This is a genomic window from Xanthomonas hyacinthi, assembly GCF_009769165.1.
Classification (GTDB): Bacteria; Pseudomonadota; Gammaproteobacteria; order Xanthomonadales; family Xanthomonadaceae; genus Xanthomonas_A; species Xanthomonas_A hyacinthi.
This window is the reverse complement of sequence record NZ_CP043476.1, coordinates 1,169,700-1,195,658: the sequence shown is the minus strand read 5'-3', so window position 1 is coordinate 1,195,658 and position 25,959 is coordinate 1,169,700. Positions and strand designations below refer to the sequence as shown.

Annotated in this window: 22 protein-coding genes; 9 read left to right on the top strand and 13 right to left on the bottom strand. The window is 67.8% G+C overall.

Features of this window, described 5'->3' with window-relative positions:
• Nucleotides 1–51: 51 nt before the first annotated feature.
• Nucleotides 52–1,398, bottom strand: a complete 1,347-nt coding sequence (locus FZ025_RS05455; RefSeq protein WP_104557810.1) for a phosphohexomutase domain-containing protein — start codon at nt 1,396–1,398, stop codon at nt 52–54.
• Between the two features lie 138 nt (nt 1,399–1,536).
• Between FZ025_RS05455 and FZ025_RS05450 the strand changes: the two genes are divergently transcribed.
• The 3 genes from FZ025_RS05450 (at nt 1,537) to FZ025_RS05440 (ending at nt 3,575) form a co-directional block, all read left to right on the top strand.
• Nucleotides 1,537–2,280 carry a CoA transferase subunit A gene (locus FZ025_RS05450; protein ID WP_104557808.1) on the top strand — a complete coding sequence of 248 codons (744 nt, stop codon included), beginning with the start codon at nt 1,537–1,539 and terminating at the stop codon, nt 2,278–2,280.
• Between the two features lies 1 nt (nt 2,281).
• Nucleotides 2,282–2,935 (top strand): CoA transferase subunit B, encoded by a 654-nt coding sequence (locus FZ025_RS05445; protein WP_046979215.1) that lies wholly within the window; start codon nt 2,282–2,284, stop codon nt 2,933–2,935.
• 100 nt (nt 2,936–3,035) lie between these two features.
• The gene (locus tag FZ025_RS05440; protein WP_146093498.1) at nt 3,036–3,575 is read left to right on the top strand and encodes a hypothetical protein; all 540 of its coding nucleotides are present in this window, start codon (nt 3,036–3,038) and stop codon (nt 3,573–3,575) included.
• A 236-nt stretch (nt 3,576–3,811) separates the two neighbouring features.
• Here the strand turns inward: FZ025_RS05440 and FZ025_RS05435 are convergent, their stop codons facing one another.
• Entirely contained in the window at nt 3,812–6,643 is a 2,832-nt protein-coding gene (locus tag FZ025_RS05435) for a rhamnan synthesis F family protein (RefSeq protein WP_046979213.1), read from the bottom strand.
• 70 nt (nt 6,644–6,713) lie between these two features.
• Nucleotides 6,714–8,357, bottom strand: coding sequence for an electron transfer flavoprotein-ubiquinone oxidoreductase (locus FZ025_RS05430; protein ID WP_046979212.1), 1,644 nt, complete (start codon nt 8,355–8,357; stop codon nt 6,714–6,716).
• A 113-nt stretch (nt 8,358–8,470) separates the two neighbouring features.
• On the opposite strand from FZ025_RS05430, the gene FZ025_RS05425 reads away from it, so the two are divergent.
• On the top strand, nt 8,471–9,052 hold the full coding sequence (locus FZ025_RS05425; protein ID WP_046979211.1) for an alpha-ketoglutarate-dependent dioxygenase AlkB family protein: 582 nt from the start codon (nt 8,471–8,473) through the stop codon (nt 9,050–9,052).
• Nucleotides 9,053–9,359: 307 nt separating this feature from the next.
• On the opposite strand, the gene FZ025_RS05420 is transcribed toward FZ025_RS05425, so the two are convergent.
• The 4 genes from FZ025_RS05420 to FZ025_RS05405 all read right to left on the bottom strand — a co-directional run bounded on the left by FZ025_RS05420 (nt 9,360) and on the right by FZ025_RS05405 (nt 12,970).
• Nucleotides 9,360–10,028 (bottom strand): ABC-type transport auxiliary lipoprotein family protein, encoded by a 669-nt coding sequence (locus FZ025_RS05420; RefSeq protein WP_046979210.1) that lies wholly within the window; start codon nt 10,026–10,028, stop codon nt 9,360–9,362.
• Nucleotides 10,025–10,951: an MlaD family protein gene (locus tag FZ025_RS05415; protein WP_046979209.1), complete on the bottom strand. Its 927-nt coding sequence runs from the start codon at nt 10,949–10,951 to the stop codon at nt 10,025–10,027. Before FZ025_RS05415 ends, FZ025_RS05420 begins: the two co-directional genes overlap by 4 nt.
• A 3-nt stretch (nt 10,952–10,954) precedes the next feature.
• Nucleotides 10,955–11,776 (bottom strand): ABC transporter ATP-binding protein, encoded by an 822-nt coding sequence (locus tag FZ025_RS05410; protein ID WP_046979208.1) that lies wholly within the window; start codon nt 11,774–11,776, stop codon nt 10,955–10,957.
• An 81-nt stretch (nt 11,777–11,857) separates the two neighbouring features.
• Nucleotides 11,858–12,970: an ABC transporter permease gene (locus tag FZ025_RS05405; protein ID WP_046979217.1), complete on the bottom strand. Its 1,113-nt coding sequence runs from the start codon at nt 12,968–12,970 to the stop codon at nt 11,858–11,860.
• 99 nt (nt 12,971–13,069) lie between these two features.
• Between FZ025_RS05405 and FZ025_RS05400 the strand changes: the two genes are divergently transcribed.
• On the top strand, nt 13,070–14,329 hold the full coding sequence (locus FZ025_RS05400) for a threonine/serine exporter family protein (RefSeq protein ID WP_104557806.1): 1,260 nt from the start codon (nt 13,070–13,072) through the stop codon (nt 14,327–14,329).
• Between the two features lie 87 nt (nt 14,330–14,416).
• Here the strand turns inward: FZ025_RS05400 and FZ025_RS05395 are convergent, their stop codons facing one another.
• From FZ025_RS05395 to FZ025_RS05385, 3 genes are all read right to left on the bottom strand, one after another.
• Nucleotides 14,417–14,890 (bottom strand): H-NS histone family protein, encoded by a 474-nt coding sequence (locus FZ025_RS05395; RefSeq protein WP_104557804.1) that lies wholly within the window; start codon nt 14,888–14,890, stop codon nt 14,417–14,419.
• Nucleotides 14,891–15,170: 280 nt separating this feature from the next.
• Entirely contained in the window at nt 15,171–16,865 is a 1,695-nt protein-coding gene (locus tag FZ025_RS05390; protein WP_046981689.1) for a proline--tRNA ligase, read from the bottom strand.
• 100 nt (nt 16,866–16,965) lie between these two features.
• The gene (locus tag FZ025_RS05385; RefSeq protein ID WP_046981688.1) at nt 16,966–17,358 is read right to left on the bottom strand and encodes a DUF4124 domain-containing protein; all 393 of its coding nucleotides are present in this window, start codon (nt 17,356–17,358) and stop codon (nt 16,966–16,968) included.
• An 80-nt stretch (nt 17,359–17,438) separates the two neighbouring features.
• On the opposite strand from FZ025_RS05385, the gene pssA reads away from it, so the two are divergent.
• The 4 genes from pssA (at nt 17,439) to FZ025_RS05365 (ending at nt 20,801) form a co-directional block, all read left to right on the top strand.
• The gene (gene pssA / locus FZ025_RS05380; RefSeq protein WP_104557802.1) at nt 17,439–18,215 is read left to right on the top strand and encodes a CDP-diacylglycerol--serine O-phosphatidyltransferase; all 777 of its coding nucleotides are present in this window, start codon (nt 17,439–17,441) and stop codon (nt 18,213–18,215) included.
• A gap of 8 nt (nt 18,216–18,223) precedes the next feature.
• Nucleotides 18,224–18,733: a hypothetical protein gene (locus FZ025_RS05375; protein ID WP_104557859.1), complete on the top strand. Its 510-nt coding sequence runs from the start codon at nt 18,224–18,226 to the stop codon at nt 18,731–18,733.
• A 74-nt stretch (nt 18,734–18,807) separates the two neighbouring features.
• Nucleotides 18,808–19,221 carry a ribosomal protein S18-alanine N-acetyltransferase gene (rimI, locus tag FZ025_RS05370; RefSeq protein ID WP_425509708.1) on the top strand — a complete coding sequence of 138 codons (414 nt, stop codon included), beginning with the start codon at nt 18,808–18,810 and terminating at the stop codon, nt 19,219–19,221.
• Between the two features lie 425 nt (nt 19,222–19,646).
• Nucleotides 19,647–20,801, top strand: a complete 1,155-nt coding sequence (locus tag FZ025_RS05365; RefSeq protein WP_046978128.1) for a pectate lyase family protein — start codon at nt 19,647–19,649, stop codon at nt 20,799–20,801.
• Nucleotides 20,802–21,000: 199 nt separating this feature from the next.
• Here FZ025_RS05365 and FZ025_RS05360 read toward each other — a convergent pair whose 3' ends face one another.
• From FZ025_RS05360 to FZ025_RS05350, 3 genes are all read right to left on the bottom strand, one after another.
• Nucleotides 21,001–23,997 carry a valine--tRNA ligase gene (locus tag FZ025_RS05360; protein WP_046978127.1) on the bottom strand — a complete coding sequence of 999 codons (2,997 nt, stop codon included), beginning with the start codon at nt 23,995–23,997 and terminating at the stop codon, nt 21,001–21,003.
• Nucleotides 23,998–24,064: 67 nt separating this feature from the next.
• Complete coding sequence (locus FZ025_RS05355) at nt 24,065–24,715, bottom strand: DUF4276 family protein (RefSeq protein WP_046978126.1); 651 nt, start codon at nt 24,713–24,715, stop codon at nt 24,065–24,067.
• Between the two features lie 2 nt (nt 24,716–24,717).
• Nucleotides 24,718–25,950: an AAA family ATPase gene (locus FZ025_RS05350; RefSeq protein WP_046978125.1), complete on the bottom strand. Its 1,233-nt coding sequence runs from the start codon at nt 25,948–25,950 to the stop codon at nt 24,718–24,720.
• Between the last annotated feature and the right edge of the window lie 9 nt (nt 25,951–25,959).

Here is a 25,959-nt window from a genome sequence, read left to right as displayed (position 1 = left end):
GGGGGAACTCCAGAGATGCGTTGCAGGGGAAGGTAGGGGGCGTGAAGCCGATCATGCGTTCAACAGAGCGGAGATTTCAGTGGTGCGCGTTTCCAGCAGTGCCGCATCGCCACGCGTTTCCACGTTCAGGCGCAGCAGCGGTTCGGTATTGGAGCTGCGCAGGTTGAAGCGCCATTGTTCGAATTCGGCGCTGACCCCGTCGGTGTAGTCCAGCGCCGGCGACTGCGCGGCGTAGTGCTCCATCACCCGCGCCACCGCGGCCTTGGCATCGGCGACCTTGAAGTTGATCTCGCCGCTGCACGGGAACTTCTGCATGCGCGCCTCGACCAGGTCGGCCAGCGAGCGGCCCGATTGCGACACCAGCTCGGCGATCAACAGCCACGGGATCATGCCCGAGTCGGCGTAGGCGAACTCGCGGAAATAGTGGTGCGCGCTCATCTCGCCGCCGTACACCGCGTTTTCGCTGCGCATCTTCTCCTTGATGAAGGCGTGGCCGCTCTTGCACAGCACCGGCACGCCGCCGGCATCCTCGACCATCTCGATCGTGTTCCAGGTCAGGCGCGGGTCGTGCACCACCTTGCCGCCCGGCTGCTTGGCCAGGATCGCCTGCGCCAGCAGGCCGACCAGGTAATAGCCTTCGATGAAGCGGCCGTTCTCGTCGAAGAAGAAGCAGCGGTCGAAGTCGCCGTCCCAGGCGATGCCGAAGTCCGCGCCGTGTTCCTGCACCGCCTTGGCGCTGGCTTCGCGGTTCTCGGGCAGCAGCGGGTTCGGGATGCCGTTGGGGAAATGGCCGTCCGGCTCGTGGAACACGCGCACGAAGTCGAACGGCAGGTGCGGCGCCAGCAGGTCGACGATGGCGCCGGCGCCGCCGTTGCCGGCGTTGACCACCAGCTTCAGCGGCTTGAGCGTGGCGCTGTCGACGTAGCTGAGCAGGTGCTGGATGTAGGCGGACTTGTCCGCGCGGCTGTGCTCGGCCGCGGTCGGGGCGGCGGCGGGCGCGGTATCGGCGGCCACGGTGTCGCGGATCGCGAACAGGCCGGTGTCGGAGCTGATCGGGCGCGCATTCTCGCGCACCAGCTTCATGCCGTTATAGTCCATCGGGTTGTGGCTGGCGGTGACCATCACCCCGCCGGCCGCCTGCAGGTGATCGGTCTGGAAATACACTTCCTCGGTGCCGCACAGGCCGATGTCGATGACCTCGCGGCCGCTGGCGCGCAGGCCGGCGGACAGCGCGTCCTGCAGCCCCTGGCTGGCCAGGCGGACGTCGTGGCCCACCACCACCGGTCCGTTCTCCAGCTGCCCCGCCAACGCCACGCCGATGCGGCGGGCCAGGTCCTCATTCAGTTCGTCGGGAACGCGACCGCGGATGTCGTAGGCCTTGAATGCGGGAAGCGGCATAGGGGAGGGTCCTTGCGGGGGAGGGAACTTGGAGTGTAACGTTCCAGCCCTTAATCGGTCATTGCGGCAGTGCGCAGCAGGCCGCGGCCGGCGACCGGCTAAACTACGTGTCTACCTTCACGATGCGGAGCTGGCGACATGGGCGACACCTCTACCTCTACCCGGGCGACCGGACGGCGCGGCAAGCTTTTCCCCGACGCGGCCACGGCGCTGGCCGACGTGGTGGGCAACGGCCAGACCCTGGCGGTCGGCGGCTTCGGCCTGTGCGGCATCCCCGAGGCCTTGATCGCCGCGCTGCGCGACAGTGCGGCGACCGGCCTCACCGTGATCTCCAACAATGCCGGCGTCGACGGCTTCGGCCTGGGCCAGCTGCTGGCGACCCGGCAGATCCGCAAGATGATCTCGTCCTACGTCGGCGAGAACAAGGAGTTCGAGCGCCAGTACCTGGCCGGCGAGCTGGAGCTGGAGTTCAATCCGCAGGGCACCCTGGCCGAACGGCTGCGCGCCGGCGGCGCGGGCATTCCCGCGTTCTTCACCGCCACCGGCTACGGCACCGTCGTCGCCGAGGGCAAGGAGACGCGCGCGTTCGACGGCAAGCACTACGTGCTGGAGACCGCGCTGCAGGCCGACCTGGCCCTGGTCAAGGCCTGGAAGGCCGACGCCGCCGGCAACCTGGTGTTCCGCAAGACCGCGCGCAACTTCAACCCGGCCTGCGCGATGGCCGGCAAGGTCTGCATCGCCGAGGTCGAGCAACTCGTCGAAACCGGCAGCATCGATCCGGACCAGGTGCATCTGCCCGGCATCTACGTCGACCGCATCGTGCACAACCCGCATCCCGAAAAACGCATCGAACAGCGCACCCTGCGCCAGAAGGACGCCTGACATGGCCTGGACCCGCGACGAAATGGCGCAGCGCGCCGCCCGCGAACTCACCGACGGCGCCTATGTGAACCTGGGCATCGGCCTGCCGACCCTGGTCGCCAACCACATTCCCGAGGGCGTGGACGTGTGGCTGCAGTCGGAGAACGGCCTGCTCGGCATCGGCCCGTTCCCGAGCGAGGACGAGGTCGATGCCGACCTGATCAACGCCGGCAAGCAGACCGTCACCGCACGCGCCGGCGCCAGCTATTTCGGCAGCCACGATTCCTTCGCGATGATCCGCGGCGGCCATATCGACCTGGCGATCCTCGGCGCGATGCAGGTCAGCGCGCGCGGCGACCTGGCCAACTGGATGGTGCCGGGCAAGATGGTCAAGGGCATGGGCGGGGCGATGGATCTGGTCGCCGGGGTCAAGCGCGTGGTGGTGCTGATGGAGCACGTGGCCAAGGACGGCAGCCACAAGATCCTGCACGACTGCGACCTGCCATTGACCGGGGTGGGCGTGGTCGACCGCATCATCACCGACCTGGCGGTGTTCGACGTCGCTGCCGATGGACTGTGGTTAACGGCGCTCGCAGAGGGTGTAGATGAACCGGAAGTGCGTGCAAAAACGCAAGCTGGCTACAGTATTCGGGGGCAGAATATTCCCGCGTATTAGCGCGATGTATGATGCGCGAGCGGCTTGCGGGGCAGTAGCTGCGCGCGGCTCCCCTCAATTTTTGACGTCTGCAGAAACTTCCCCCTATCAGAGGTGCCTGATGAAATCCCGATATGTTTTCTTGACCGCAACAGCAGTGATGATGGCGGTGGCGGGTTGCAACAAAGGCCCCGATCAGGCGGCGCCTGCACCGGCGCAGACTTCTCCCCGCGATGCGGCGGCACCGGCACCGGCCGCATCTCCGCAGGCGCCTGTCAACAAGCTGACGGCCGATCAGGTCAGCATCAAGTTGACGCTCGAGTCCGAGCCGAAGATAAACGCGGCCACCGGGTTCGTCGAGTTTACGGTCAAGGTGGAAAACAACGGGAAAGTCGCGCTTTCCGGAGCCAGTAATCCGCCGGTCAATCTTGGCGTGCAGATCGAAGCTCCGGATGGCAGTGCCGAGGTTCGTGATTTCTCGCGCACCGCCTTGCCCGAAATCGCCCCCGGCGCTGCAGCGTCGGTTGCTGTGCAGATTCCGGCCGATTCCCGCATCGATGGCCGCAAGCTGAAGGTGGACCTGGTCCAGGAGTCGGTCAGCTGGTTTTCGGGCTTTGGCCAGCCCACGCTCGAAGTCGGTCCGGTTCACCTCAAGAAGTAAGCACGCAGATGCCACGGCCATCGCCGCACCGCGCTATGCACTAAAGAAGGCGCTTCGGCGCCTTCTTTTTATTATCTCGTACGCTGAGATAGGATCGAAGCGGCATCCGCTCGGCCGATGGGCGGCCGCACACCGCGCTGTCGATGTACGGGTAGCGCAAGCACAAGAATTGCGGCCTTTTGCGGCGCTGAGTCCGGAATTCCCGTGCGCCAGCCGCTTCTCTGCGCGGATGTGACTCAGATGCTCACGGCCACCCGTCCGCGGCCTGTGAAAGCATCGCTGACGGCCAGGCCGCGCGCCCAGTCGCCGGCCTGCCAACGGCCTTCGCCCAGGCAGCGCAATGGCGTCTGGATCAGCGTACGGTCGAACATGAACTGCCAGGTCTCGTTTCCGCCGACCGCACACAGGTCGGCGACGAAATCGAGCGCACCTTGCTGGACCGCAGCGACCATGGCGAAGTGCGCAGGATCGAGCTCGGTGTCGGCGAAGACCGGTTCGATGCTGCCGTCGTCGCGCTGCGTGAAATGCGAGAACTGGCCATCCGGCGCGGTCAAGAAGGTTTCCAGCAGCAGGTCGTGTTGCAGGATCGGCGAGGTTTCCGCATCCGTGTTGCGCCCATCGAAATAGCAGGCCTCGGCCCAGCCATTGTCCTCGGCCTGGGCGATGCCGGCGTTCACCGCGAAGTAGCCCCCGCCCAGCACGGTCCCCGTCAACCTGCCCAACTGCGCCTGGATGGTGCCCGCGTAGCCCAGGTCCGCGACCATGGCCGGCGCATCGGCGACCATATCGCGCCAATAGCGCAAATAGCCCTCGCGTTCTGCGGCGGCGACTTCCAGCAGTGCCGGCATCGCCGGTGCCAGTTTCTGCAACACCGCGGCGCGCATCTCCGGCAGCAGCACCATGCTGCGCATCTCTGCGGCGCCAAGCTGCGCTGCGATTGCGGTTGTCGCCGGTGTGCCGAGCCGTGCCTGTAGCAGTTCGTGCAGGTTGCCGGTGTAGGTGCTGCCGAGCAGCGCATCCAGGTCGGTGGCCTCGCGCAGCGTCGGCACGCCGGTGCCGCGGCGCGAGGCCAGTACATAGCTGCCGCGCAACGCGGCCAGCGGCGGACATGCCGCCTGCAGCTGCGCAAACGCTTTTTGCAAGAGATAGCCTTCGCGGCTCAGGAACAGGACCTGGCCGACGCCGCGCGATAGCGCCAGGCGCGCCAGCCAGAGCAGGTAATCCGCGACCAAGGGGCCGAGCACCAGATAGCCGAGCGATGTCGGCGATGCCAGGTGCAGCCGGTCGCCGAACTGCTCCGGCCGGGTATCGGCGAGATCCGCCAGGTGGCGACTGAGCAGGCCGAGCCACAACTGGTCTTGCCAGGTGCTGTGCGCTCCTGCTGCGGGTCGCAACGGACGTAGCGCCGGGACCACGTCGAGCAATGCCGATGGCCGCAGCACGTGCACCGACGTGAGATAGCCGTGCGTCTGCGGGCGCTGGATATCGGACTGCTCGTTGTCGCCGACGTGCAGCCAATGCCGCTCCGCGACGCCTTCGCGTGCCGGCAACCGTTCCCAGGCCTGGCCGTCGTCCTTGCGCCAGCCGGTTTCGCACGACACATACCAGGCGCGCGGCAACGCATGCACGGCGGATGGCAAGACCCGCTGTAGATCCGCGCTATTGAGGTACATGTCCGACACGGCGACCAGGCGCCGTCCGCTGGCGGCGAGCGCATTGGCCGCGGCGACCAGCGCCCGGCGCGGCTGCAGCAGGCGCGCTTCGGTCTCCAGTTCGAGCTTCTGCAATGCGCTCAGGGGAAGGTCTTGCGCCTCCGCGAGCTGGGCCATCGCGGCGTAGATGGCGTCCAGGTCGACATCGCGCCCGGCTGCCGTGCGCGCGCGCGCCTCGGCACGCTCGCGCAAACTGGCGAATCCGGCGACGCCAAGCGTTGCGGCGGCCAGATGGGCAAGATAGGCGCGCGCGCCGGCCGGGGTCAGGAAGGGGCGCGTCACCAGCGTGTCGAACACGTCCAGCGACACCACGTCTGCATCGATCGCCGACAGGGTCAGGCGCGTAGCCAGCGGCATCTGGAAGGCCTGCATCCAGTTGCGGCCGCCCTCCGTGCTCAACGCGAGGTTTCCATCCGCTGGCAGGATGCCCGCCAGCAGCCCTTGCTGGCGCACGACCGCCACGAACATCCGCTCCAGGGCGTGCTGCAAGGTGCCGTCGATCTGGCCGCGCTCTTCCGGGAAATCCTGCAGGCTCAGTCCCAGTGCGTAGAGCGGCCGCAATGCCTCGACGCGCACCCAGAACATCGAGCCGGCCGGGAAATCGATGTAGGCGGCCGCATCGATGCTGACACCAAGACGTTGGCCCAGTTCGCGGCAGGCCTGCAGATTGCTCAGCCAGGTGTGCGCCCACAGCGGTACGCCGCCGAAGCTTTCCGGATAGACGATTCCCAGTCTCGGCTCGGCCTGGAACATGCCCAGGATCCAGCCGAGACGCTGTGTCGAGCCGAACAAGGACGTGGTCAGGTAATTGCGCCAATCCTGGCGTTCGCTGCCGGTGTACAGCGACTTCTTGGTATGCCAATGCGCCACGACGTCGAGCGCCAGGACGTCCTCCCGGAACGTCACGATCAACGGCGCCAGGTCGCGGCCACGGTTGGCGACCGTGCGCACGTGCACCGCCTGCAGGTGCGGCAGCGACGACAGGCGGTGTCGCGCAGCGGCCTGCGCGGCGTCGTCCATGACCGATACCATCAGCACGTACGGCACCGGCATGGCCGCCAGCGCCTGGGCCAATTCATCCAGGAGGTCGGGGTAGAACACGTGGGCCATCACGCCCACGCGCAGTTGCACGCGTTCGACCGGAGTCGGCGCGGGGAAGACGACATCCGATGGCGGTGGCGCCGATACCTGCGCGTGCCCGGCATGCCGCAGGCGCCGCAGAAAACCGGACAGGCCCAGCGCACGCAGCACCTTCCAGCCGCGGTCGGCGACCGCGAGCACGCCGTGCCAACCGCCGCCGTGGCGCTCGACAGCCGCCCGCACGGCAAGGTTGGCCTTGCGCCACGTTGCGCTCATCGCGGCGTCGCGCGGCGACGGGCCCTGCCGCGGCGCAGGACGTACAGCGTGTCGGAAGCGCGCAAGCGGCTCACAGGTTCTGGTAGTTCGGGCCGGAGCCGCCTTCCGGCGTGACCCAGGCGATGATCTCGTAGGGGTCCTTGATGTCGCAGGTCTTGCAGTGCACGCAGTTGGCGGCGTTGATCTGCAGGCGCCTGCCGGCCGCGTCGTCGACGATCTCGTAGACCGCGGCCGGGCAGAAGCGGGTGCAGGGGTTGTCGTATTCCTCGGTGCAGCGGGTCACGCAGATCTGCGGATCCAGCACCTGCAGGTGCACGGGCTGGTCCTCGTCGTGTTCGGTGGCGGCGAAGTACACGCCCTGCAGGCGGTCGCGCGGTGCCAGGTCGCGCTGCACGTAGTCGCGCCTGGGCTGTTCGTGTTCGCCCAGCCGGTCCAGCGACGACCAGTCGGCGGTCACCTTCAGCGTCCACGGCGAGGCGCCCTTGACCAGGGTCTCCCAGGCTGCGTTGAGCATGCCGAACCACAGGCCCTTCTTGAACCCGGGCTTGATGTTGCGCACCTGGCGCAGTTCGGCCATGACTTCCGAGCCGCGCAGCCGCGCGTCGAAGCCGGCCGGGTCCAGCGCCTTGCCGGCGGCCAGGTGTTCGGCGGCGAGCATGCCGCTGCGGATCGCCTGGTGGGTGCCCTTGATCTTGGGTACGTTGAGCAGGCCGGCGCTGTCGCCGATCAGTAGCGCGCCGGGCATCTCCACCTTCGGCAGCGATTGCCAGCCGCCGCTGGCGATGGCGCGGGCGCCCGCCGACAGGATGCTGCCGCCTTCCAGCAGCGGCTTCATCAGCGGGTGGTTCTTCCACTGCTGGAACGCCTCCCACGGCCGGTACTCGGGGTCGTGGTAGTCCAGGCCGCTGACGTAGCCCAGCGCCACCTGGTTGTTCTCCAGGTGGTACAGGAAGCTGCCGGCATAGGTGGCGTTGTCGGCCGGCCAGCCCAGGGTATGCACGATCCTGCCGGGCACCACGCGGCCTTCCGGCAGCTGCCACAGTTCCTTGATGCCGATCGAATAGGCCTGCGGGTCGCTGTCGGCGTCCAGCGCGAAGCGCTTGACCAGGCGCTTGGTCAGGTGCCCGCGCGCGCCTTCGGCCAGCACCGTGACCTTGGCGCGGATGTCGATGCCGGCGGTGTAGCCGGGCTTGTGCGCCCCGTCCTTGGCCACGCCCATGTCGCCGATGCGCACGCCGAGCACCGTGCCGTCGTCGGCGTGCAGGGTCTCGGCGGCGGCGAAGCCGGGATAGATCTCCACGCCCAGTGCTTCGGCCTGCGGCGCCAGCCACGCGCACAACGCGCCGAGGCTGACGATGAAGTTGCCGTGGTTGCGCATGCCCGGCGGCACGATCGGGAACTTGCGCCCGCCGTCCTTGCTCAGGTGCCAGAACTCGTCCTCGCCGGCGGGCACGCAGATCGGCGGCGGGGTGTCGCGCCAGCCGGGCAGCAGCGCGTCCAGCGGCGCCGGCTCGATCACCGCGCCGGACAGGATCTGCGCACCGACCGTGCTGGCCTTCTCGATCACGCAGACCGAGATGTCCGGGTTGAGCTGCTTGAGCCGGATCGCGAACGCCAGCCCGGCCGGACCCGCGCCGACGGTGACCACGTCGTATTCCATGACGTCGCGTTGCACTGGCTCCGGCGCGCTGGCGCCGCCCTCCGATCCCGTCATCTGCTCCGCTCCCGTTGGCTCGATCTGGCTGGCTGCATTTTCAGGCTTTGTGCGTGACGGGGCAAATTCCGCACGCTGGCGTATGGTGCCGGCAGGCATGCTAGCGTGGCGCGATGCAACTCGATCTGCCCGGCGCCGACGTCCGCTGGCTGCCCGGCTGGCTCGCCCCGGCCGAGGCGGCGGCGCTGTTGGCGCACTTGCTGGCCGGGGTGGCCTGGGAGGTTCACCGCATCCGCCTGTTCGGACGGATGGTCGATTCGCCGCGGCTGAGCTGCTGGATCGGCGATGCGCAGGCGAGCTACCGCTATTCCGGCGCCCGTTTCGCGCCGCATCCGTGGCCGTCGGCGCTGCGGCCGCTGCGCGCGCGGCTGGCGGCGGAAACCGGGGTCGCGTTCAACAGCGTGCTGGCCAACCGCTACCGCGACGGCCGCGACGCGATGGGCTGGCACAGCGACGATGAAAAGGAATTGGGCGCGCGTCCGCTGATCGCCTCGCTGAGCCTGGGCGCCACGCGCCGCTTCGTGCTGCGCCATCGCAGCGAGCCGGCGTTGCGCCAGGCGCTGCAACTGAGCGCCGGTGGCTTACTGTTGATGGGCGGGGAGACCCAGCGCCTGTACCGGCATGCCTTGCCGCGGACTGCCAGGCCGGTCGGCGAGCGGATCAACCTGACGTTTCGGAAAATCGCTGCGCGTTAGCGGCCACAGATTCCCTTCTCCCATCGGGACCATGGCCCCCTTTTTGGGGGAAGGTGCCCCGCAGGGGCGGATGAGGGTACGTGCGAAGCCTCGTGCACCCAAACTCCGCGAGTCGCTTCGCGCCGTACCCTCACCCCAACCCCTCTCCCGACGGGAGAGGGGCTAGACGGTCCCTTCTCCCGTCGGGAGAAGGTGCCCCGCAGGGGCGGATGAGGGTACGGGCGCAGCCTGGTGCACCCAAATCTCCGAGACGCTTCGCGCCGTACCCTCACCCCAACCCCTCTCCCGGGGGGAGAGGGGCTTCGAGTCAGCGTCGCGGGGGCGGTGCGACCTTCGGCACCGGCGCCAGCGCCGTGGCCGCGTCGGCCTGGCCCTGCTGCAGGGTCCAGCCGACCACATCGCCGGTCACCTGCGACAGCGCCTGCGCGAAGGCGTCGGCCACCTGCGCCTGGGCGGTGCTGGCGGCCGGTTGCGCGGCGAGGAAGGTGCGCGCGGCGACCACGCGCTGGTCGGGGGTGTACAGCAGCTTGGCGTTGAGTTCGATCGTGGCCGAGGGCACCTCGCGGCCGGCGTAGTCGGATTCGAAGCGGCGCAGGTCCAGCACCAGCTTGTAGTCGGCGCGGATGCCGGTGCCGAGCCGGGCCACGCCGGGGATGCGCCCGGAATCCTCGAACGCGCGCAGTAGCGTGTCTTCGAGCATGTCGGTGGCCGGCTGCGCCCAGCTGACGCCGCTGTAGATCTGCAGTTCGCCCGGGGTGGGGCGCACCGCGATGCGCGGGCTGTCGACCACGCGCGCGGCGCTGGGCTTGGCGATCGCCAGCTGCCAGGTCACCTGCGGCCAGGACGGGTCCGGCGCCACGCGCACGTCGGGCGCGTAGATCGTCACCGGCTGCTTGCTGCCGCCGGTCAGCGCGGAGCAGCCGGCGAGCAGCAGGGCCGGGACGGCAAGCAGCAGAAGGGCGCGCATCGGCTTCATTTGGGTTCGAACTCCTTCGGGGCGTCGCGGCCGAGCAGGTAGCGCGCGGGGTTGTTGTCCAGGCGGTCGCTGACCCGGCGCAGGTCGCGGATCAGCCCGCGCAGTTCGGTCAGGGTCGGGCCGAGCTGGCCCAGGCCGTCGTTGGCGAAGCTGTTGATCGCCGCGCGGTTCTCGCCCAGGATCTTGTCGGCGTTGCCGGACGCCGAATCGAGCTTGCTCAGCGTGGTTTCCAGCTTGTCCAGGATCGGCGGCAGCTGCTGCACCAGGTTCTGGTCCAGGCGCTGGATGGTGCCGTTGGTGGTCTTCAGGGTCACGTCGAGATTGCGCGCGGCATCGCGCGCGCTGAGGATCAGCGACTGCATGCCCTCGTCGCGGTTGGCCAGCGAGCCGCTGATCGTCTCCAGGTTGTGCAGGGTGGCGGTGATGCTGGCCACGTTGCGGTCGCTGAGCACTTGGTCCAGGCGCTCGACGATGCGGTTGGCGGTATCGGTGATGTTCTGCAGCGCCGACGGCGTGGTCTGGATGACCGGCGCATCGCTGGTGTCGATCGAGGTCAGCGCCGGCGCCTCCGGGGTGCCGCCGGAGAGCTGGATGATCGACGGCCCGGTCAGGCTGCTGATCCCCAGCTTGGCGCGGGTGTCGCTCTTGATCGGCGTGGTCGAGTTCAGCCGCACCCGTGCCACCACTTGGCGCGGATCGTTCGGCGCCAGGGTCAGTTCGGTGATCGTGCCGACCGCGATGCCGTTGTATTGCACCGGGCTGCCCACCGACAGGCCGGTGACCGCTTCACGGAACACCACCCGGTATTCCTGCCAGGTGCGGTCCGAGGAGTACTTGGCCGCCCACAGCCCGAACAGCAGCAGGGCCAGCCCGGCGACGATGGTGAAGGCGCCGATCAGGACGTAGTTGGCTTTGGTTTCCATGGCTCAGTGGGTCTCGCTCCAGGCGGTTTTGGCGGCGCGCGCCGCGCGCGCGCGCGGGCCATGGAAATAATCCTGGATCCAGGGGTGGTCGACCTGCTCGATCTGCGCCAGCGGCGCGGTGGCGATGACCTTGCGGTCGGCCAGCACCGCCACGCGGTCGCAGATAGCGTACAAGGTGTCCAGGTCGTGGGTGATGAGGAACACGGTCAGCCCCAGCGCTTCCTGCAGGGTGCGGATCAGGCGGTCGAAGGCGGCCGCGCCGATCGGGTCCAGCCCGGCGGTGGGTTCGTCCAGGAACAGCAGCGGCGGGTCCAGCGCCAGCGCGCGCGCCAGCCCGGCGCGCTTGCGCATGCCGCCGGACAGCTGCGAGGGCAGCTTGTTGAGCGCATCGGCCGGCAGTCCGGCCAGTTTCACCTTCAGCAGCGCCAGTTCGTAATGCCAGCTGTCGGGCAGTTCGCCGAAGTGCTCCTTCAGCGGCACCTGCACGTTCTCGCCCACGCTCAGCGAGGAGAACAGCGCGCCGTCCTGGAACAGCACCCCGGTATTGCGCTCCACGTGCAGGCGGTCTTCGCGGCGCCTGGAGTCGGTGTCCACGCCGAGCACGCGGATGTGGCCGGCGTCGGGATCGCGCAGGCCGAGGATGCTGCGCATCAGCACCGACTTGCCGGTGCCCGAGCCGCCGACCACGCCGAGGATCTCGCCGCGGCGCACGTCCAGGTCCAGGTCTTCGTGCACGGTCTGGGTGCCGAAGCGGTTGAGCAGGCCGCGCACCGAGATGGCCAGTTCTTCTTCGGGATTCGGGATTGGGGATTCGGGATTGGTCAAAGCGTGCACTCCCGGCCAGAGGCCGCAATGCCGTTGGCTCTACCCATTCCCGATTCCCGATTCCCGATTCCCAGCCTCACATCACCACCCCACGTTCATGAACCACAGCGCGGCGATCGCGTCGATGATGATCACCAGCGAGATCGTCTGCACCACGCTGGAGGTGGTGCGCTCGCCGACCGATTGCGCGGTGCCTTCCACGCGCAGGCCTTCCAGGCAGCCGATCAGGCCGATCACGATCGCGAAGATCGGCGCCTTCGACAGGCCCACCAGCATGTGCCGCAGCTGGATGGTGTCGTGCATGCGCGCCAGGTACATCTGCGGCGGGATGCCCAGGTCGAAGGCGCCGACGGTGACGCCGCCGGCCAGGCCGGCGATCATCGCCACGAAGGTCAGCAGCGGCAGCATCACCAGCAGCGCCACCAGCCGCGGGATCACCAGCAGATCCATCGGGTCCAGGCCCAGGGTCTGGATCGCGTCGACCTCTTCGCGCGCCTTCATCGCGCCGATCTGCGCGGTGAACGCGCTGGCGGTGCGCCCGGCCAGCACGATCGCGGTCAGCAGCACCGCGAATTCGCGCAGGAAGGCGATGCTGACCAGCTCCACCACGTAGATCTCGGCGCCGAAGTCGCGCAGGATGGTCGAGCCGAGGAACGCGATCACCGCGCCGACCAGGTAGGACAGCAGGGCGACCAGCGGCACCGCGTCCAGCCCGACCTGTTCCATGTGGTGCACGGTGGAGGTCAGGCGGAAACGCCGCGGTTCGTGCACCAGGCGCAGCACCTTGACCAGGGTCTCGCCGAGGAAGCCGACCAGCGCGACGATCTCCTTGCCGTTGCGGTGCACCGCGTAGCCCAGCCGCTCCAGCGCCGCGGCGAAGCCGTAGTCGCGCTTGCGCTTGGGGCGGTCGTCGGCGACGTCCTCGATGGTGCTGACCAGCGCCTGGTGGTCGCGGCGGAAGTTCAGCGCCTCGTGGGCGATGCCGTTGCGGGTGGCGTAGCGCATCAGCTGCAGCACGCCGGCCGAATCCAGCTGGCCGATGCCGCTGGCGTCGATGCCGCTGGTGCCGGCCGGCAATGCGCGCAGCACGTCCGACGACGCCAGCGCGGTGGCCAGGGTCCAACTGCCGGACAGCCGCACCCGCGAGGGGTCTCGGTCGTCCTGGCTGAGTGTTGGCGGTTGCGGTTCGATCATGGGGCGTCCGGAGCGCGAGCATACCTGTTTCGCCTGCAGCGCAATGTCGTCGTGCGCCACAGGGTGGCTGTGCGCGGGGTTGGCGCCATACTAGCCGACATGCAAGCCGCGCCCATCGCCAACCCTTCCGCCGCCGCCACCTATGCGCAACGGATCGCCTTCGTCTCCGAGATCGCCGGCCGCCTGCACACCTACGGCACCACCGCGCAGCGCCTGGAGGCGGCGGTGGTGGCGCTGTCGCAACAGCTGGACCTGGACTGCGAGCCCTGGTCCAACCCGACCGGGCTGATCCTCAGCTTCAGCGATCCGACCAAGGCGATCGGCTCCAGCGACATCACCCGCGTGGTGCGGCTGGCGCCGGGCGACAACGATCTGCACAAGCTCAGCGTCGCCGACAGCATCGCCGAGGCGGTCGCCAGCGGCCGCATGAGCGTGGCCCAGGGCCATACCGCGCTGCGCCAGCTGGACCGCCCGCCCGGGCGGCGCTGGAAGGCGATGCAGGTGCTCGGCTTCGGCCTGGCCGCGATGGGCGTGGCCGGACTGTGGCGGCTGCCGTGGCTGGACATCGCCACCGCCACCGCGATCGGCCTGCTGATCGGTGCGTTGACCCAGCTCACCGACAAGCGTGCGGCGGCCAAGGAGGCCAACGAGGCGCTGGCAGCGCTGCTGGCCGGCGTCGTCGCCGCACTGGTGGCGACCTTCGTGGCGCCGCTGAACCTCAATTCGGTGATCATCGCCTCGCTGGTGGTGCTGCTGCCGGGAATGGCGCTGACCAATGCGGTCAACGAACTGACCAGCCAGCATTGGGTGTCCGGCACGGCGCGCTTCGCCGGTGCGGTCACCACCATCCTCAAGCTCACCGTGGGCGCGGCGATCGCGGTGACCCTGGCGCAGCTGCTGGGCCTGCAGCCGCTGGTGCACGCGTCGCGGCCGCAGGCGGTGTGGGTGGAATGGGCCTCGCTGCTGGTGGCGGCGTATGCGTTCGCGCTGCTGTTCAAGGCCAACGGCCGCGATTATCCCTGGGTGATGGCGGCCTCGGTGGCCGGCTACGCGATCGCGCGCTTCGCCGGCGAGGCCTGGGGCAGCCCGGTCGGCATCTTCCTGTCGGCGATGTCGCTGACCGCGGCCGGCAATCTGTTCGGCCGGCTGGGGCAACGGCCGGGCGCGCTGATCCGGCTGCCCGGCATCATCATGCTGGTGCCCGGCAGCGCCAGCCTGCGCGGGCTGCTCACGCTGGTGCAGCAGCACGACGTGCCCGGCGGGCAGTCGGCGCTGCTGGCGGTGACCAATATCGTGATGGCGCTGGTGGCCGGCCTGCTGTTCGGCAACCTGCTGGTGCCGGCGCGGAAGAATCTATAGCCGTAGCGTCCCCGCGGCAGGCATAAAAAACGCCGGCTTGCGCCGGCGTTTCTCGGATAATCGGCCGTTCCCGGATCGGTTCCCGGATCAGTTTTTCGGGGCGGCGGACTTGCCGGCTTTCTTGGCGACCCTGGCGACTTTCTTCACCGCCTTCTTCGCGGTCTTCTTGGCCGGACCCGCCGGCTTGGCCGGACCCGCGATCAGGAAGTCGTCGGCCTTCTTGCCCTTGGCCACCTGCTCGGCCAGCCAGCGCGGCTGCTTGCCGCGACCGGTCCAGGTCTGCGTCGTATCGGCCGGATTGCGGTATTTCGGCGGCACCTTGCCCAGCTTGCGGCCCGGCTTCGGACCCGGCTTGCCGGCGGCCTTGCGGCCGCGCTCGGCCGGAGCGGGGCCATCGAAGACTTCGTCGATGCTGTAACCGTGGGACCTGGCCAGGCGTGCCAGCTGGGTGCGGACCTTGGCGATGGGCGTGCGCTTGGCGACGATGGTCTGTTGCTTCTTGGCCGTCTTGATAAGAGCGCCCAACTGCTTGGCCGACAGGCCACTGAGATCGATGGTCATCTTTACTCCGGAAAATGGACGATGGGCATACAGCCATTCCCTGGCTAGGGCGGAATCATAATATCGCTTTATCGGATTGACAAACATTCCGGTTATTTCGATCGCTGGCCGCCGCTGGATCGGCGTGGCTCACACTTATACGCGCCGAATTCAGATTGTCAAATCAAGGCGCCGTTACGGCACCGATTCGACCGGGATATTGTCACAGGAAATGTCGAGGCCGCGTCGTCGCGACGGCCATGCAAGGAAAAAGGCCGGGATATATTCCCGGCCTTCCCGATTAACCCTGCAGGCGCGCCAGCACTGCGGCGCGGTCCAGGTTCTGCGCCTCGCCGCCGCTGCGCGCGCGGTATTCGAAGGTGCCGGCCGTCAGCCCACGCTCGGACACCACCACCCGGTGCGGAATCCCGATCAACTCGATATCCGCGAACATCGCGCCGGCACGCAGGCCGCGATCGTCGAGCACCGCGTCCAGGCCGGCCTGCTGCAGTTCGGCCAGCAGCGCCTCGCCGGCCGCGTCGATCGCCGGGTCGCGCTTGGGATTGATCACGCAGATCGCCACCGGCCATGGCGCCATCGGCGGCGGCCAGCGGATGCCGGCCTCGTCGTGGTTCTGCTCGATCGCCGCGGCGACGATGCGCGAGATGCCGATGCCGTAGCAGCCCATCGCCATCGCCACGGTCTTGCCGTTCTCGTCCAGCACGGTGGCGTCCAGCGCCTGCGCATACTGGCGCCCGAGCTGGAACACGTGGCCGACTTCGATGCCGCGCGCCAGGCGGATTTCGCCGCCGTCGTGGGCGCGCTCGCCCTCGACCACGTTGCGCAGGTCGGCCACGGCGTCCGGCTCGGGCAGGTCGCGGCCCCAGTTGACCCCGGCCAGATGGAAGCCGGCCGCGTTGGCGCCGACCACGAAATCGGCCATCGCCGCCACGTCGCGGTCGGCGACCACGCGGATCGGCTGGCGCGGGTGCAGCGGGCCGAGGAAGCCCGGTTCGCTGCCGAGGTGGGCGCGGATCTCGGCCTCGTTGGCCATGCGGTAGCCGGCCAGGCCGGCGACCTTGCCCAGCTTGATCTCGTTCACCGCGTGGTCGCCGCGCACCAGCGCCAGCACGAAGGCCTCGCCGGCCATCACCGCGACCGACTTGACCGTGCGCTGCAGCGCGATGCCGAGCAGTTGCGCCACCGCGTCGCAGGTCTTCTGGGTGGGCGTGGCGACCTTGCGCAGCGCCTCTTGCGCTGCCGGACGCGGCGCCGGATCGGCGGCGACCGCGGCCTCGACGTTGGCCGCGTAGTCCGAGCCGGTGGAGAACGCCAGCGAATCCTCGCCGGACTCGGCCAGCACGTGGAATTCCTGCGAGGCGTCGCCGCCGATGTCGCCGGAATCGGCCTGCACCGCGCGGAACTGCAGGCCCAGGCGGGTGAAGATACGGCCGTAGGCGGCCTTCATGTTCGCGTACTCGCGCGCCAGGTCCTCGTCGCTGACATGGAACGAGTAGGCGTCCTTCATCAGGAACTCGCGCGCGCGCATCACCCCGAAGCGCGGGCGGATCTCGTCGCGGAACTTGGTCTGGATCTGGTAGAAATTGACCGGCAGCTGCTTGTAGCTGCTCAGCTCCTGGCGCGCGAAGTCGGCGGCGGCCTCTTCGGCGGTGGGGCTGTAGCAGTAGTCCTGCTCCTTGCGGTCCTGCATCCGCAGCATCAGGCCGCCGAACTTCTTCCAGCGCCCGGTGGCCTCCCACAGCTCGCGCGGCTGGATGGTCGGGAACAGCACTTCCACCGCGCCGGCGCGGTTCATTTCCTCGCGCACCACCGCTTCCACCTTGCGCAGCACGCGCAGGCCCAGCGGCGACCAGGTGTACAGGCCGGAGGCGAGCTTGCGGATCATGCCGGCGCGCAGCATCAGCCGGTGGCTGACCAGCTCGGCATCGGCCGGCGTTTCCTTGGTGGTGTGCAGGTGGAACTGGGAAAGGCGCATCGAGGGGCTTCGTTGACGGCGGGCGCCCATTTTGCCAGTCATTGCCGGCGCTGCGGGAATGCAGGGCGGCCCGCGCCGCCTCGGCGCCGGCCGTGCGCACTCACTCCGCGGCGGCGGGTTGCGCGCAATAGGCCTTGATCGCGGCCTCGGCCAGGGCCTTCTGCGCGCCGCGCTGGACCTCGTCCAGCTCCACGTCCGGCTTGCCGTCGCCGTCGCGGTCGCGCATCACCTTGCCCGGCTTGGCGAGGATGTCCAGGTTCTTGCGCGCGCTCAGGCAGTTGCCGTTCTCCGCCGGCGCGGCGGCTTCGGTGGCCTCGGCCGGGGCGCCGCCGTGGCCGTCGACCCGCCGCGCCTGGTACTTGCCGCCCGGCGGCGGGCTTTGCGAATAGTGGGTGACGCCCTGCGCATCCTTCCATTGGTACAGGGTGGCGGCGCCGGCCACGCCGCTGGCGGCGAGCAGGCACAGGCAGCAAAGCCGGGTCAGGGCGCGCATCACGTTCTCCAGGGGCACGGGGGCGAGCGCCGATTGCAGCACCGGCCGTCGGACCTGGCAAGTCGATTAAACTGCCGCACATGGACCCATCCCGACCGCCTCCCCGTTCGCGCACCATCTATCTGCTGCCGAACCTGTTCACCACCGCCGGCCTGTTCTCCGGCTTCTACGCCATCATCGCCGCTGCCAACGGCCAGTTCGTGCACGCCAGCGTGGCGGTGTTCGTCGCCGCGCTGATGGACGGGCTGGACGGGCGCGTGGCGCGGCTGACCGGCACCAGCAGCGAATTCGGCGTGCAGTACGACTCGCTGGCCGATCTGGTCAGCTTCGGCATGGCCCCGGCGCTGGTGATGTACCACTGGTCGCTGTCGGCGCTGAAGTTCGATGGCAGCGTGATGGGCCGGGTCGGCTGGTCGGTGGCGTTCCTGTATGCGGCCTGCGCCGCGCTGCGCCTGGCCCGCTTCAACACCCAGGTCGGCACCGTCGACAAGCGCTGGTTCGTCGGCCTGGCCAGCCCGGCCGCAGCGGGATTGATGATGGCCTTCGTGTGGGCGTTCGCCGACGGCAATCTCGGCTGGGATGGCGAGCAGCTGCGCTACGTGGCGCTGGGCCTGACCGTGGCCGCGGCGCTGCTGATGGTCAGCCGGATCCGTTTCTGGAGCTTCAAGGGCGGTGCCGCGAAAGGCCCGCGCGCCGACCGGGTGCCGTTCCTGATGCTGGTATTGGCGCCGGTGGTGATCGCGGTGCTGGTCATCGACCTGTCGCGCGCGCTGCTGGCGATCGGGGTGCTGTACGCCTTGTCCGGTCCCTGCTACTGGCTGTGGCGGCGCTGGCGCAAGCTGCCGGACGCGACGTGAGCGAGGCGATGGCCAGCACGGCAGCCAGCGCTGCGCCGCTGTGGTCGGCCGAGCAGCACGGCTGGCTGCAGGCGTTGGGCTATACGCTGTATGTCGGGGCCGATGCCGATGTCGGCGCCGTGGTCGCGCAGGCGGCGCAGGCGGAGGTGGGCGCTGCCCCTGCCGCCGATGCGGCTGCGCCGGCGCTGCTGTCTGAGCATGCAGCGCCGGCGTCTGCGCCGCGCGCCGCAGCGCCCACGCCGGCGCAGCCGTCGCCGCGCGGGCGGGCGCCGGCCGCGCCCGCGGCCTATCCCGAGCCGCACCGCACCGCGCCGGCGCCGGCCGCGCGCCGCGCCGGGCTGCGCTTGCCCGACCGGCTGCAGATCGCACTGCTGCGCGCCTGCGCATGCAACCCGAACGATCCGGCCACGCAGGCGTTGATGGCGACCTGGCCGCTGGCCGAGCTGCGCGGCAACGCCGCCGCCAAGCGCGCGCTGTGGCCGCAGCTGCGCGCGCTGCGCAAGCAGGCGCCGCGGTGAGCGCGCTGGGTTCGGCGTCCTCGCCGGCGGCGGCGACGCTGCGCAGCTTGCGCGAAACCGACCTCGATACGGTGATGGAGATCGAGCACCGCGCCTATCCGTTCCCGTGGACGCGCGGCATCTTCCGCGACTGCCTGCAGGCCGGCTATCCGGGCTGGGTGCTGCAGGAGCAGGGCCGGATCGTCGGCTACGGCGTGATCAGCGTCGCCGCCGAGGAGGCGCACATCCTCAACGTCTGCGTCGCGCCGGAACGGCAGTCGCGCGGCTACGGCCGCCTGCTGTTGCGCGCGCTGATCAAGTACGGCGCCGACCTGGGCGCGCGCCGCGTGTTCCTGGAAGTGCGCCCGTCCAATCCCGGCGCGATCGCGCTGTACCACAGCGAAGGCTTCAACGAGATCGGCCGCCGCCCGCGCTACTACCCGGCGGCGAACGGTCGCGAGGACGCGCTGGTGATGGCGATCGAGCTGTTCTTCGAAGGCATGTCGTAGCGGGCGCAGCCGTCCTGCTGCTGGCGCCGTGCCGGCATGGCGGCATGCCAGCCGCTCCGATCGCAGCCTGGCGCTGGCTTTTTTCCGCAGGTTTCTGGAGTGCATTGCGCGTTTGCGCAATGTCGCGACTTGTCGTCGGGACAGCATTGTTGTCCCGCAGCGGAAGCCGGCGAATAAGGCCTGCCGCGCGCAGGTTTTGCTGGATGCCTTCCCCATATCGCAGCGCCGAATACGCGCGCGGCGCATTTGCCTCTTCCCAAGCCGAACCCACTCCCTACAGTGCGCGCCTCTTCGGCGCTGCGTCCTTCAACGGCATGACGCGCAGTTGTCCGAAGGGACAGCGAATGCGCTCGGGTCACGCGCTCTCCGCGATGCGGAACGCGCCGCGAGCGCGACGACTCCACTCATGCTCACGAGGTCCCAGGATGAAGACACAGTCCCTCATCGCACCGTTCCCGTGCACGCCGGTCCGCGCGCTCGCGTTCGTACTCTGTTTCGCAGGCGCGGCCGGCAGCGCCCATGCCGATGCCAGCCTGGAGGTCGCCACTACCGGTTGGGCGATGCAGAACGGCGGCACCAAGGGCGGTTCCAGGGCTGCGGCCGCCAACGTCTACAGCGTCAGCACCGCCGCGCAGCTGAAGGCCGCGCTGACGGCCAGCGTCGGCAGCAACGGCCGCATCATCAAGATCAACGGCATCGTCGATGTCAGCGAAGGCAAGGCCTATACCACCACCGCGGACATGGAGAGCCGCGCGCGCCTGGACATTCCCACCAAGACCACGCTGATCGGGGCCGGTTCCAATGCGCAGATCCGCGAGGCCTACCTGTACGTCAAGGCCAACGACGTGATCATCCGCAACCTCACCATCGAGAACCCGTGGGATCCGCAGCCGGTGTGGGATCCGGACGACGGCAGCGACGGCAACTGGAATGCCGAGTACGACGGGCTGACCATCGAAGGCGCCAGCAACGTGTGGGTGGACCACGTCACCTTCACCGACGGGCGCCGCACCGACGACCAGAACGGCACCGCCAACGGCCGCCCCAAGCAGCACCACGACGGCGCGCTGGACGTGAAGAAGGGCGCCAACTACGTGACCATCTCGTACTCGGCGTTCAAGTCGCACGAGAAGAACAACCTGATCGGCTCCAGCGACAGCGCCTCCGGCACCGACAGCGGCAAGCTGAAGGTGACCATCCACAACACCCTGTTCGAGAACATTTCCGGGCGCGCGCCGCGGGTGCGCTTCGGCCAGGTGCATCTGTACAACAACTACCACGTCGGCAGCGCCAGCCACGCGGTGTACCCGTTCTCGCACGCGCACGGCGTCGGCAAGGAGTCGAAGATCTTCTCCGAGAACAACGCCTTCGACATCAGCGGGGTCAGCAGCTGCGACAAGATCGCCGCCAACTACGGCGGCAGCGTGTACCGCGATTTCGGCTCGCTGCTCAACGGCAAGGCGCTGACCTGCTCGTGGAACAACAGCATCGGCTGGACGCCGCCGTACACCTATGCGCTGCTGCCGACGAACAAGGTGGCGAGCGACGTCAAGGCCAAGGCGGGTGCCGGCAAGCTCTGAGGGATGTGTGCCGCCGCCAGATTCCGGGCGGCGGCATGCAGGACATTGTGGGAGCGACTTCAGTCGCGACGGGCACTACCGATAAAGCCCGTCGCGACTGAAGTCGCTCCCACAACTTGCCGGCCATCGAGAACAAAACGCGCCTGCCGACGCACATCGCCACCCGGTGCGGATACCGGCAGCGGCAGGTGCCAGAACCCTACAGCTTGGCGCGCTGCTCGCGCAGGCCGGCCAGCTGCGTGGTCCAGTCGGCCAGGCGCGCGCGCTCCTGCTCGACCACCGCCGCCGGGGCGTTCTGCACGAAGGTGGCGTTGCCGAGCTTGCCGGTGCACTTGCCGATCTCCGCGTCCACGCGCTTGATCTCCTTGTCCAGGCGGCTGCGCTCGGCGTCCAGGTCGACCAGGCCCTGCAGCGGCACCAGCAGCCGCAGCTCGCCGACGATCGCCGCCGCGGCCGGCGGTGCGTCCTGCGCTGCGTCCAGCCACTGGATCGCCTCCAGCCGCAGCAGGAACGTCAGCTGCGAGGCGAAGCGCTGCACCCGTGCGCGGTCCTCGGCGTGCCCGCCCTGCAGCAGCAGCGGCACCCGCTTGGACGGCGGCACGTTGAGTTCGCTGCGCACCCGGCGCAGCGCCGAGACCATCGCCTTGAGCCACTCGATGTCGGCTTCGGCGCCGGCATAGGCGGCCACGTCCAGCGCGCCGGCAAGCGGATACGGCTGCAGCGAGATGGTCGGCGCGGCGATGCCCAGGCGCGGTGCCACCTGCTGCCACAGTTCCTCGGTGACGAACGGGGTCAGCGGGTGCAGCAGGCGCAGCAGCGTCTCCAGCACCTGCAGCAGGGTGTGGCGGGTGCTGTCGGCGGCCGCGGCATCGTCGCCGTTCAACGCAGGCTTGGCCAGCTCCAGGAACCAATCGCAGAATTCGTTCCAGGCGAACTCGTACAGGCACTGCGCCAGCAGGTCGAAGCGGTAGGCGGCGTAGTGCGCCTGCGCCTCGGCGGCGACCTTGTCCAGCCGCACCAAAATCCACTTCTCGGCATCGGTGACCGGCGCGTGCTTGCCCGGGTCCAGATGCAAAGCGGTGTCCGCATGGTTCGCCATCTGGGCGCGTGGCGACGCGTTCGTCGCTGTCGCAGCCCCGGGATCCTCGGGGCGCGTGTTCATCAGCACGAAGCGGCTGGCATTCCACAGCTTGTTGCAGAAGTTCTTGTAGCCCTCGGCGCGGCCCAGGTCGAACTTGATGTCGCGGCCGTGGCCGGCCAGCGCGGCGATGGTGAAGCGCAGCGCGTCGGCGCCGTGGGCGATGATGCCCTCGGGGAATTCCTTGCGCGTGGCCTTCTCGATCTTCTCGGCCATGCGCGGCTGCATCAGCCCGCTGGTGCGCTTGGCGACCAGGTCCTCGATGCCGATGCCGTCGATGATGTCCAGCGGGTCGAGCACGTTGCCCTTGGACTTGGACATCTTCTGCCCGTCCTTGTCGCGGATCAGGCCGGTGATGTACACGTCGTGGAACGGCACCTGGCCGGTGAAGCTGTCGGTGGCCATGATCATCCGCGCCACCCAGAAGAAGATGATGTCGAAGCCGGTGACCAGCACGCTCGACGGCAGGTAGCGCGCGAAGCCGCGCTCGGCCATCGCCTGCGGATCCGGCCAGCCCATCGTCGAGAACGGCCACAGCTGCGAGGAGAACCAGGTCTCCAGCACGTCGCTGTCCTGGTGCAGGGCGATCTCGGCGCCGAGGCCGTTCTTCGCGCGCGCCTGCGCCTCGTCGCGGCCGACGTAGCAATTGCCGGCGTCGTCGAACCACGCCGGAATGCGATGGCCCCACCACAGCTGGCGGCTGATGCACCAGTCCTGGATGTTTTCCATCCAGTGGCGATAGGTGTTGATCCAGTTCGGCGGCACGAACTTGACCTGGCCCGACTCGACCAGCTCCAGGCCGCGTTTGGCCAGCGCGTCCATCTTCACGAACCACTGGTCGGTGAGGTAGGGCTCGATCACCTGGCCGGTGCGGTCGCCGCGCGGCACCTGCAGCTTGTGCGGCTTGGTCTCGACCAATCGACCTTCGTCTTCTAGATCGGCTAGGATAAGTTTGCGAGCCTCGTACCGGTCAAGGTTCCAATATTTTTCAGGAATTCCGATATCGAAAGGTAGAGCATCGCGCTCCCGAGTCAGAATCGGATCGCGGGGATTTTCAGTATTGCGCCGCTCACGATAGCTAGATATCCCGATAATCTTCGCGTCTGGTGTGAGGATGTTGATCATCGGCAGCCCATGCCGCACGCCAACCTGGTAATCATTGAAATCGTGCGCCGGCGTCACCTTGACCACGCCGGTGCCGAACGCGCGGTCCACGTAGTCGTCGCCGATCACCGGCACCTGGCGGCCGGTCAGTGGCAGCGTCACCGTCCTGCCGATCAGGTGCGCGTAGCGCGCATCTTCCGGGTGCACCATCACCGCGGTGTCGCCGAGCAGGGTTTCCGGGCGCGTGGTGGCCACTACCAGATAGTCGCGGGTCTCGCGCAGGGTCTCGTTGCCGTCGGCATCATGCTCGACGTGTTCGTAGCTGGCGCCGTCTTCGAGCGTGTAGGCGATCGACCACAGGAAGCCGTCTTCCTCGACGTTCTCCACTTCCAGGTCGGAGATCGCGGTCTTCAGCACCGGGTCCCAGTTGACCAGGCGCTGGCCGCGGTAGATCAGGCCCTGCTCGTGCCAGCGCACGAACGCCTCGACCACCGCCGCCGACGGCTGCGGGTCCATGGTGAAGGTGCTGCGCGACCAGTCGCTGGAGGTGCCCAGGCGACGCATCTGCCGCTCGATGATGTCGCCCGACTGCGCCTTCCATTCCCACACCTTGGCGATGAAGCCCTCGCGCCCCAGCGAGTCGCGGGTCTCGCCCTTGCCTGCCAGCGCCAGGTTGCGCGACACCACCATCTCGGTGGCGATGCCGGCGTGGTCGCTGCCGACCTGCCACAGCGTGTCGAAGCCGCGCATGCGGTGGTAGCGCACCAGCGCGTCCATCAGCGTCTGCTGGAAGGCGTGGCCCATGTGCAGGGTGCCGGTCACGTTGGGCGGCGGCAGCAGCACCGTGTACGCCTCGCCCTGCCCGGACGGCTTGAAGTAGCCGGCCGCTTCCCACTGGGCGTACAGGCGCGATTCGAAGGAGGTGGGGTCGTAGCTGGGGGCGAGTTGGGTCATGGCGGAACCGGGAAATGAATGCGAAGAAATAAGTGCGCGTAGGAATGTAATGTTGGCTTCTGCGTCGCTAGTTGACTTGCGCCAACTTCCGTATTCCATCCCGGAACTTGCGGAAGCTTGGAGATTGATTGCGTTCCACGTCCATCCTTGGGCCGATCTGGCTGGCCCATGCATGTTTGACCTCACCGGGCAACGGCCACCCTGCTTTGCGGATCGCGATCGAACCGCCAGGGTGGATGGCATCCGCCAACAGTTCCCAGGTGCCGCAGATGCTGTCTTGCTGGTAGTTGGCAAGAATGTCTTTCCGCGCTTTTGGATAGGCGGCAAGAAGCGCCTGCCTGTCGCCTAGTAGCCAGGCTTCCATTTCCTCGATTGCCAGACGAAACAGCGTGTTGGGCTTTGCATGGCAGCGCGCCAGAACGTCCTTCAGTTCCTTCAGGAACGCGCTGCAGTCACGTTGGTCGGTGTCCACGACGACGACGACCGCATCGATGCCTGGCGTATTGCCGTAGCCATTTAGCACTCCGGGCAATTGGTTCAGCAGTGCTCGCTTTGCGGGGTCCGATGCGGTTGAAAGACCGCGGGGGATCCGGCCAATGGTCTTGTAGTCGATAATGCGCCAGGTGTGCGGCTGCCCATGTTGGCCGATGACCCGAGGCAGGAGAATTTCGATCAGCTTCGCTCCGGAACTGTCCTCCACCAAGACTTCGATGTGCATGCTTATTTCGTGTCCAGATAGTCGCTGTACCACAGGCCGCCCAACGGCAATCCCTCATCCACCAGGTTGCGCACCAGTTCTATGTCCGAAGCACGACGAATGTTCGAGAAACCGTCGCTGCTCTTTTCGAGGATCCACACTTCCGTTGGGGACAGCGCGTCCACGAAATAGGGTTGGTGCGTGGTGACGAAAATCTGGGGCGCGTTCTTCTTCCCGGTCGCATGGTTGCGCAGTTCGTGTGCGAGCGCGTCGAGCAGACGGTGGTACAGCCCGTTTTCGGGTTCCTCGATGCAGATGAATGGCGGTGGGTCGGGATCTTCCATCAGCAGCAGGTAGGCGAAGATCTTCAATGTGCCATCGGACATCTGGCCTGCATAGAATGGATCGGCGAATGCGCCATCGTTGAACTGCAACAGTACTCGCTTGTCTTCTGTCACTGTCGTGCTGATGCTGTGCACGCCAGGAATCTTGGTGGCGATACGGTCCAGGATCGACTGGAAGCGCTCCTTGTGCTCGCGCTCCATGTACTGCACGACATTGCCGAGGTTCTCGCCATGGATGTCGAGATGCCGTTGCGGTCCGGCCGTTGGAATCGAGCGGGCGGCATCCGGATGAAAGTACGACAGGTACCAGCCCTTCAGGAAGTCACGGAAGCGCTTGATGCGCGGGTGTTCTTTCAGCGTTCCGAGCGTGGCGATGCCCAATTGCCGCAGATCGGTCAGTTCGACGTCTTCCTGTGCGCGGTCTTCCTCGCCACTGGCGGTTTCCACTGCCTCTTCGCCTGCCCAGACCTTGCCGACGCCATGGTGCAGGCGTAGGAACGGATAGGGCCTACCGCGCTTCTGTCCCTTGCGGCGCTGTTTAAGGACCTCGGACTCCACGAACGGCCGGCCGCTGCTGTCCAGATTGATGGCCAACTCGTATGTGATGGGGCGTTCGCCCTTCGCCTCGCGATAGTAGATCTCGAACCGAATGGGTTCTTCGATCCCTTGTGAACGCATCCGCTCAAAACCGCCACGTTGTTTGGCGTCGCATGCCGACTCCACGTTGGTGGATAAACAATCGGCGACAAAGCCAAAAGCATCGAACAGGGTGCTTTTACCCGCGCCGTTCTTGCCAATGACAACTGTGAAGGGCGTCAACGGATCGCTTTGCTGCTCGGTGGAGAGCCTTCCTAGCGTAATGTCACGCAGTGCCCGGTAGTTGCGAACACGGAACCCTTCGATCAGCGCCATTGCATTGCC

Coding starts and splice junctions, on each gene's coding strand:
- FZ025_RS05405 (WP_046979217.1), bottom strand. CDS start 12,970: ATGATCGAACCGCAACCGCCAACACTCAGCCAGGACGACCGAGACCCC.
- FZ025_RS05375 (WP_104557859.1), top strand. CDS start 18,224: ATGGCCAGCACGGCAGCCAGCGCTGCGCCGCTGTGGTCGGCCGAGCAG.
- FZ025_RS05365 (WP_046978128.1), top strand. CDS start 19,647: ATGAAGACACAGTCCCTCATCGCACCGTTCCCGTGCACGCCGGTCCGC.
- FZ025_RS05425 (WP_046979211.1), top strand. CDS start 8,471: ATGCAACTCGATCTGCCCGGCGCCGACGTCCGCTGGCTGCCCGGCTGG.
- FZ025_RS05450 (WP_104557808.1), top strand. CDS start 1,537: ATGGGCGACACCTCTACCTCTACCCGGGCGACCGGACGGCGCGGCAAG.
- FZ025_RS05430 (WP_046979212.1), bottom strand. CDS start 8,357: ATGACGGGATCGGAGGGCGGCGCCAGCGCGCCGGAGCCAGTGCAACGC.
- FZ025_RS05390 (WP_046981689.1), bottom strand. CDS start 16,865: ATGCGCCTTTCCCAGTTCCACCTGCACACCACCAAGGAAACGCCGGCC.
- FZ025_RS05420 (WP_046979210.1), bottom strand. CDS start 10,028: ATGAAGCCGATGCGCGCCCTTCTGCTGCTTGCCGTCCCGGCCCTGCTG.
- FZ025_RS05400 (WP_104557806.1), top strand. CDS start 13,070: ATGCAAGCCGCGCCCATCGCCAACCCTTCCGCCGCCGCCACCTATGCG.
- FZ025_RS05360 (WP_046978127.1), bottom strand. CDS start 23,997: ATGACCCAACTCGCCCCCAGCTACGACCCCACCTCCTTCGAATCGCGC.
- rimI (WP_425509708.1), top strand. CDS start 18,808: ATGGAGATCGAGCACCGCGCCTATCCGTTCCCGTGGACGCGCGGCATC.
- FZ025_RS05440 (WP_146093498.1), top strand. CDS start 3,036: ATGAAATCCCGATATGTTTTCTTGACCGCAACAGCAGTGATGATGGCG.
- pssA (WP_104557802.1), top strand. CDS start 17,439: ATGGACCCATCCCGACCGCCTCCCCGTTCGCGCACCATCTATCTGCTG.
- FZ025_RS05455 (WP_104557810.1), bottom strand. CDS start 1,398: ATGCCGCTTCCCGCATTCAAGGCCTACGACATCCGCGGTCGCGTTCCC.
- FZ025_RS05350 (WP_046978125.1), bottom strand. CDS start 25,950: ATGGCGCTGATCGAAGGGTTCCGTGTTCGCAACTACCGGGCACTGCGT.
- FZ025_RS05415 (WP_046979209.1), bottom strand. CDS start 10,951: ATGGAAACCAAAGCCAACTACGTCCTGATCGGCGCCTTCACCATCGTC.
- FZ025_RS05355 (WP_046978126.1), bottom strand. CDS start 24,715: ATGCACATCGAAGTCTTGGTGGAGGACAGTTCCGGAGCGAAGCTGATC.
- FZ025_RS05445 (WP_046979215.1), top strand. CDS start 2,282: ATGGCCTGGACCCGCGACGAAATGGCGCAGCGCGCCGCCCGCGAACTC.
- FZ025_RS05435 (WP_046979213.1), bottom strand. CDS start 6,643: ATGAGCGCAACGTGGCGCAAGGCCAACCTTGCCGTGCGGGCGGCTGTC.
- FZ025_RS05385 (WP_046981688.1), bottom strand. CDS start 17,358: ATGCGCGCCCTGACCCGGCTTTGCTGCCTGTGCCTGCTCGCCGCCAGC.
- FZ025_RS05395 (WP_104557804.1), bottom strand. CDS start 14,890: ATGACCATCGATCTCAGTGGCCTGTCGGCCAAGCAGTTGGGCGCTCTT.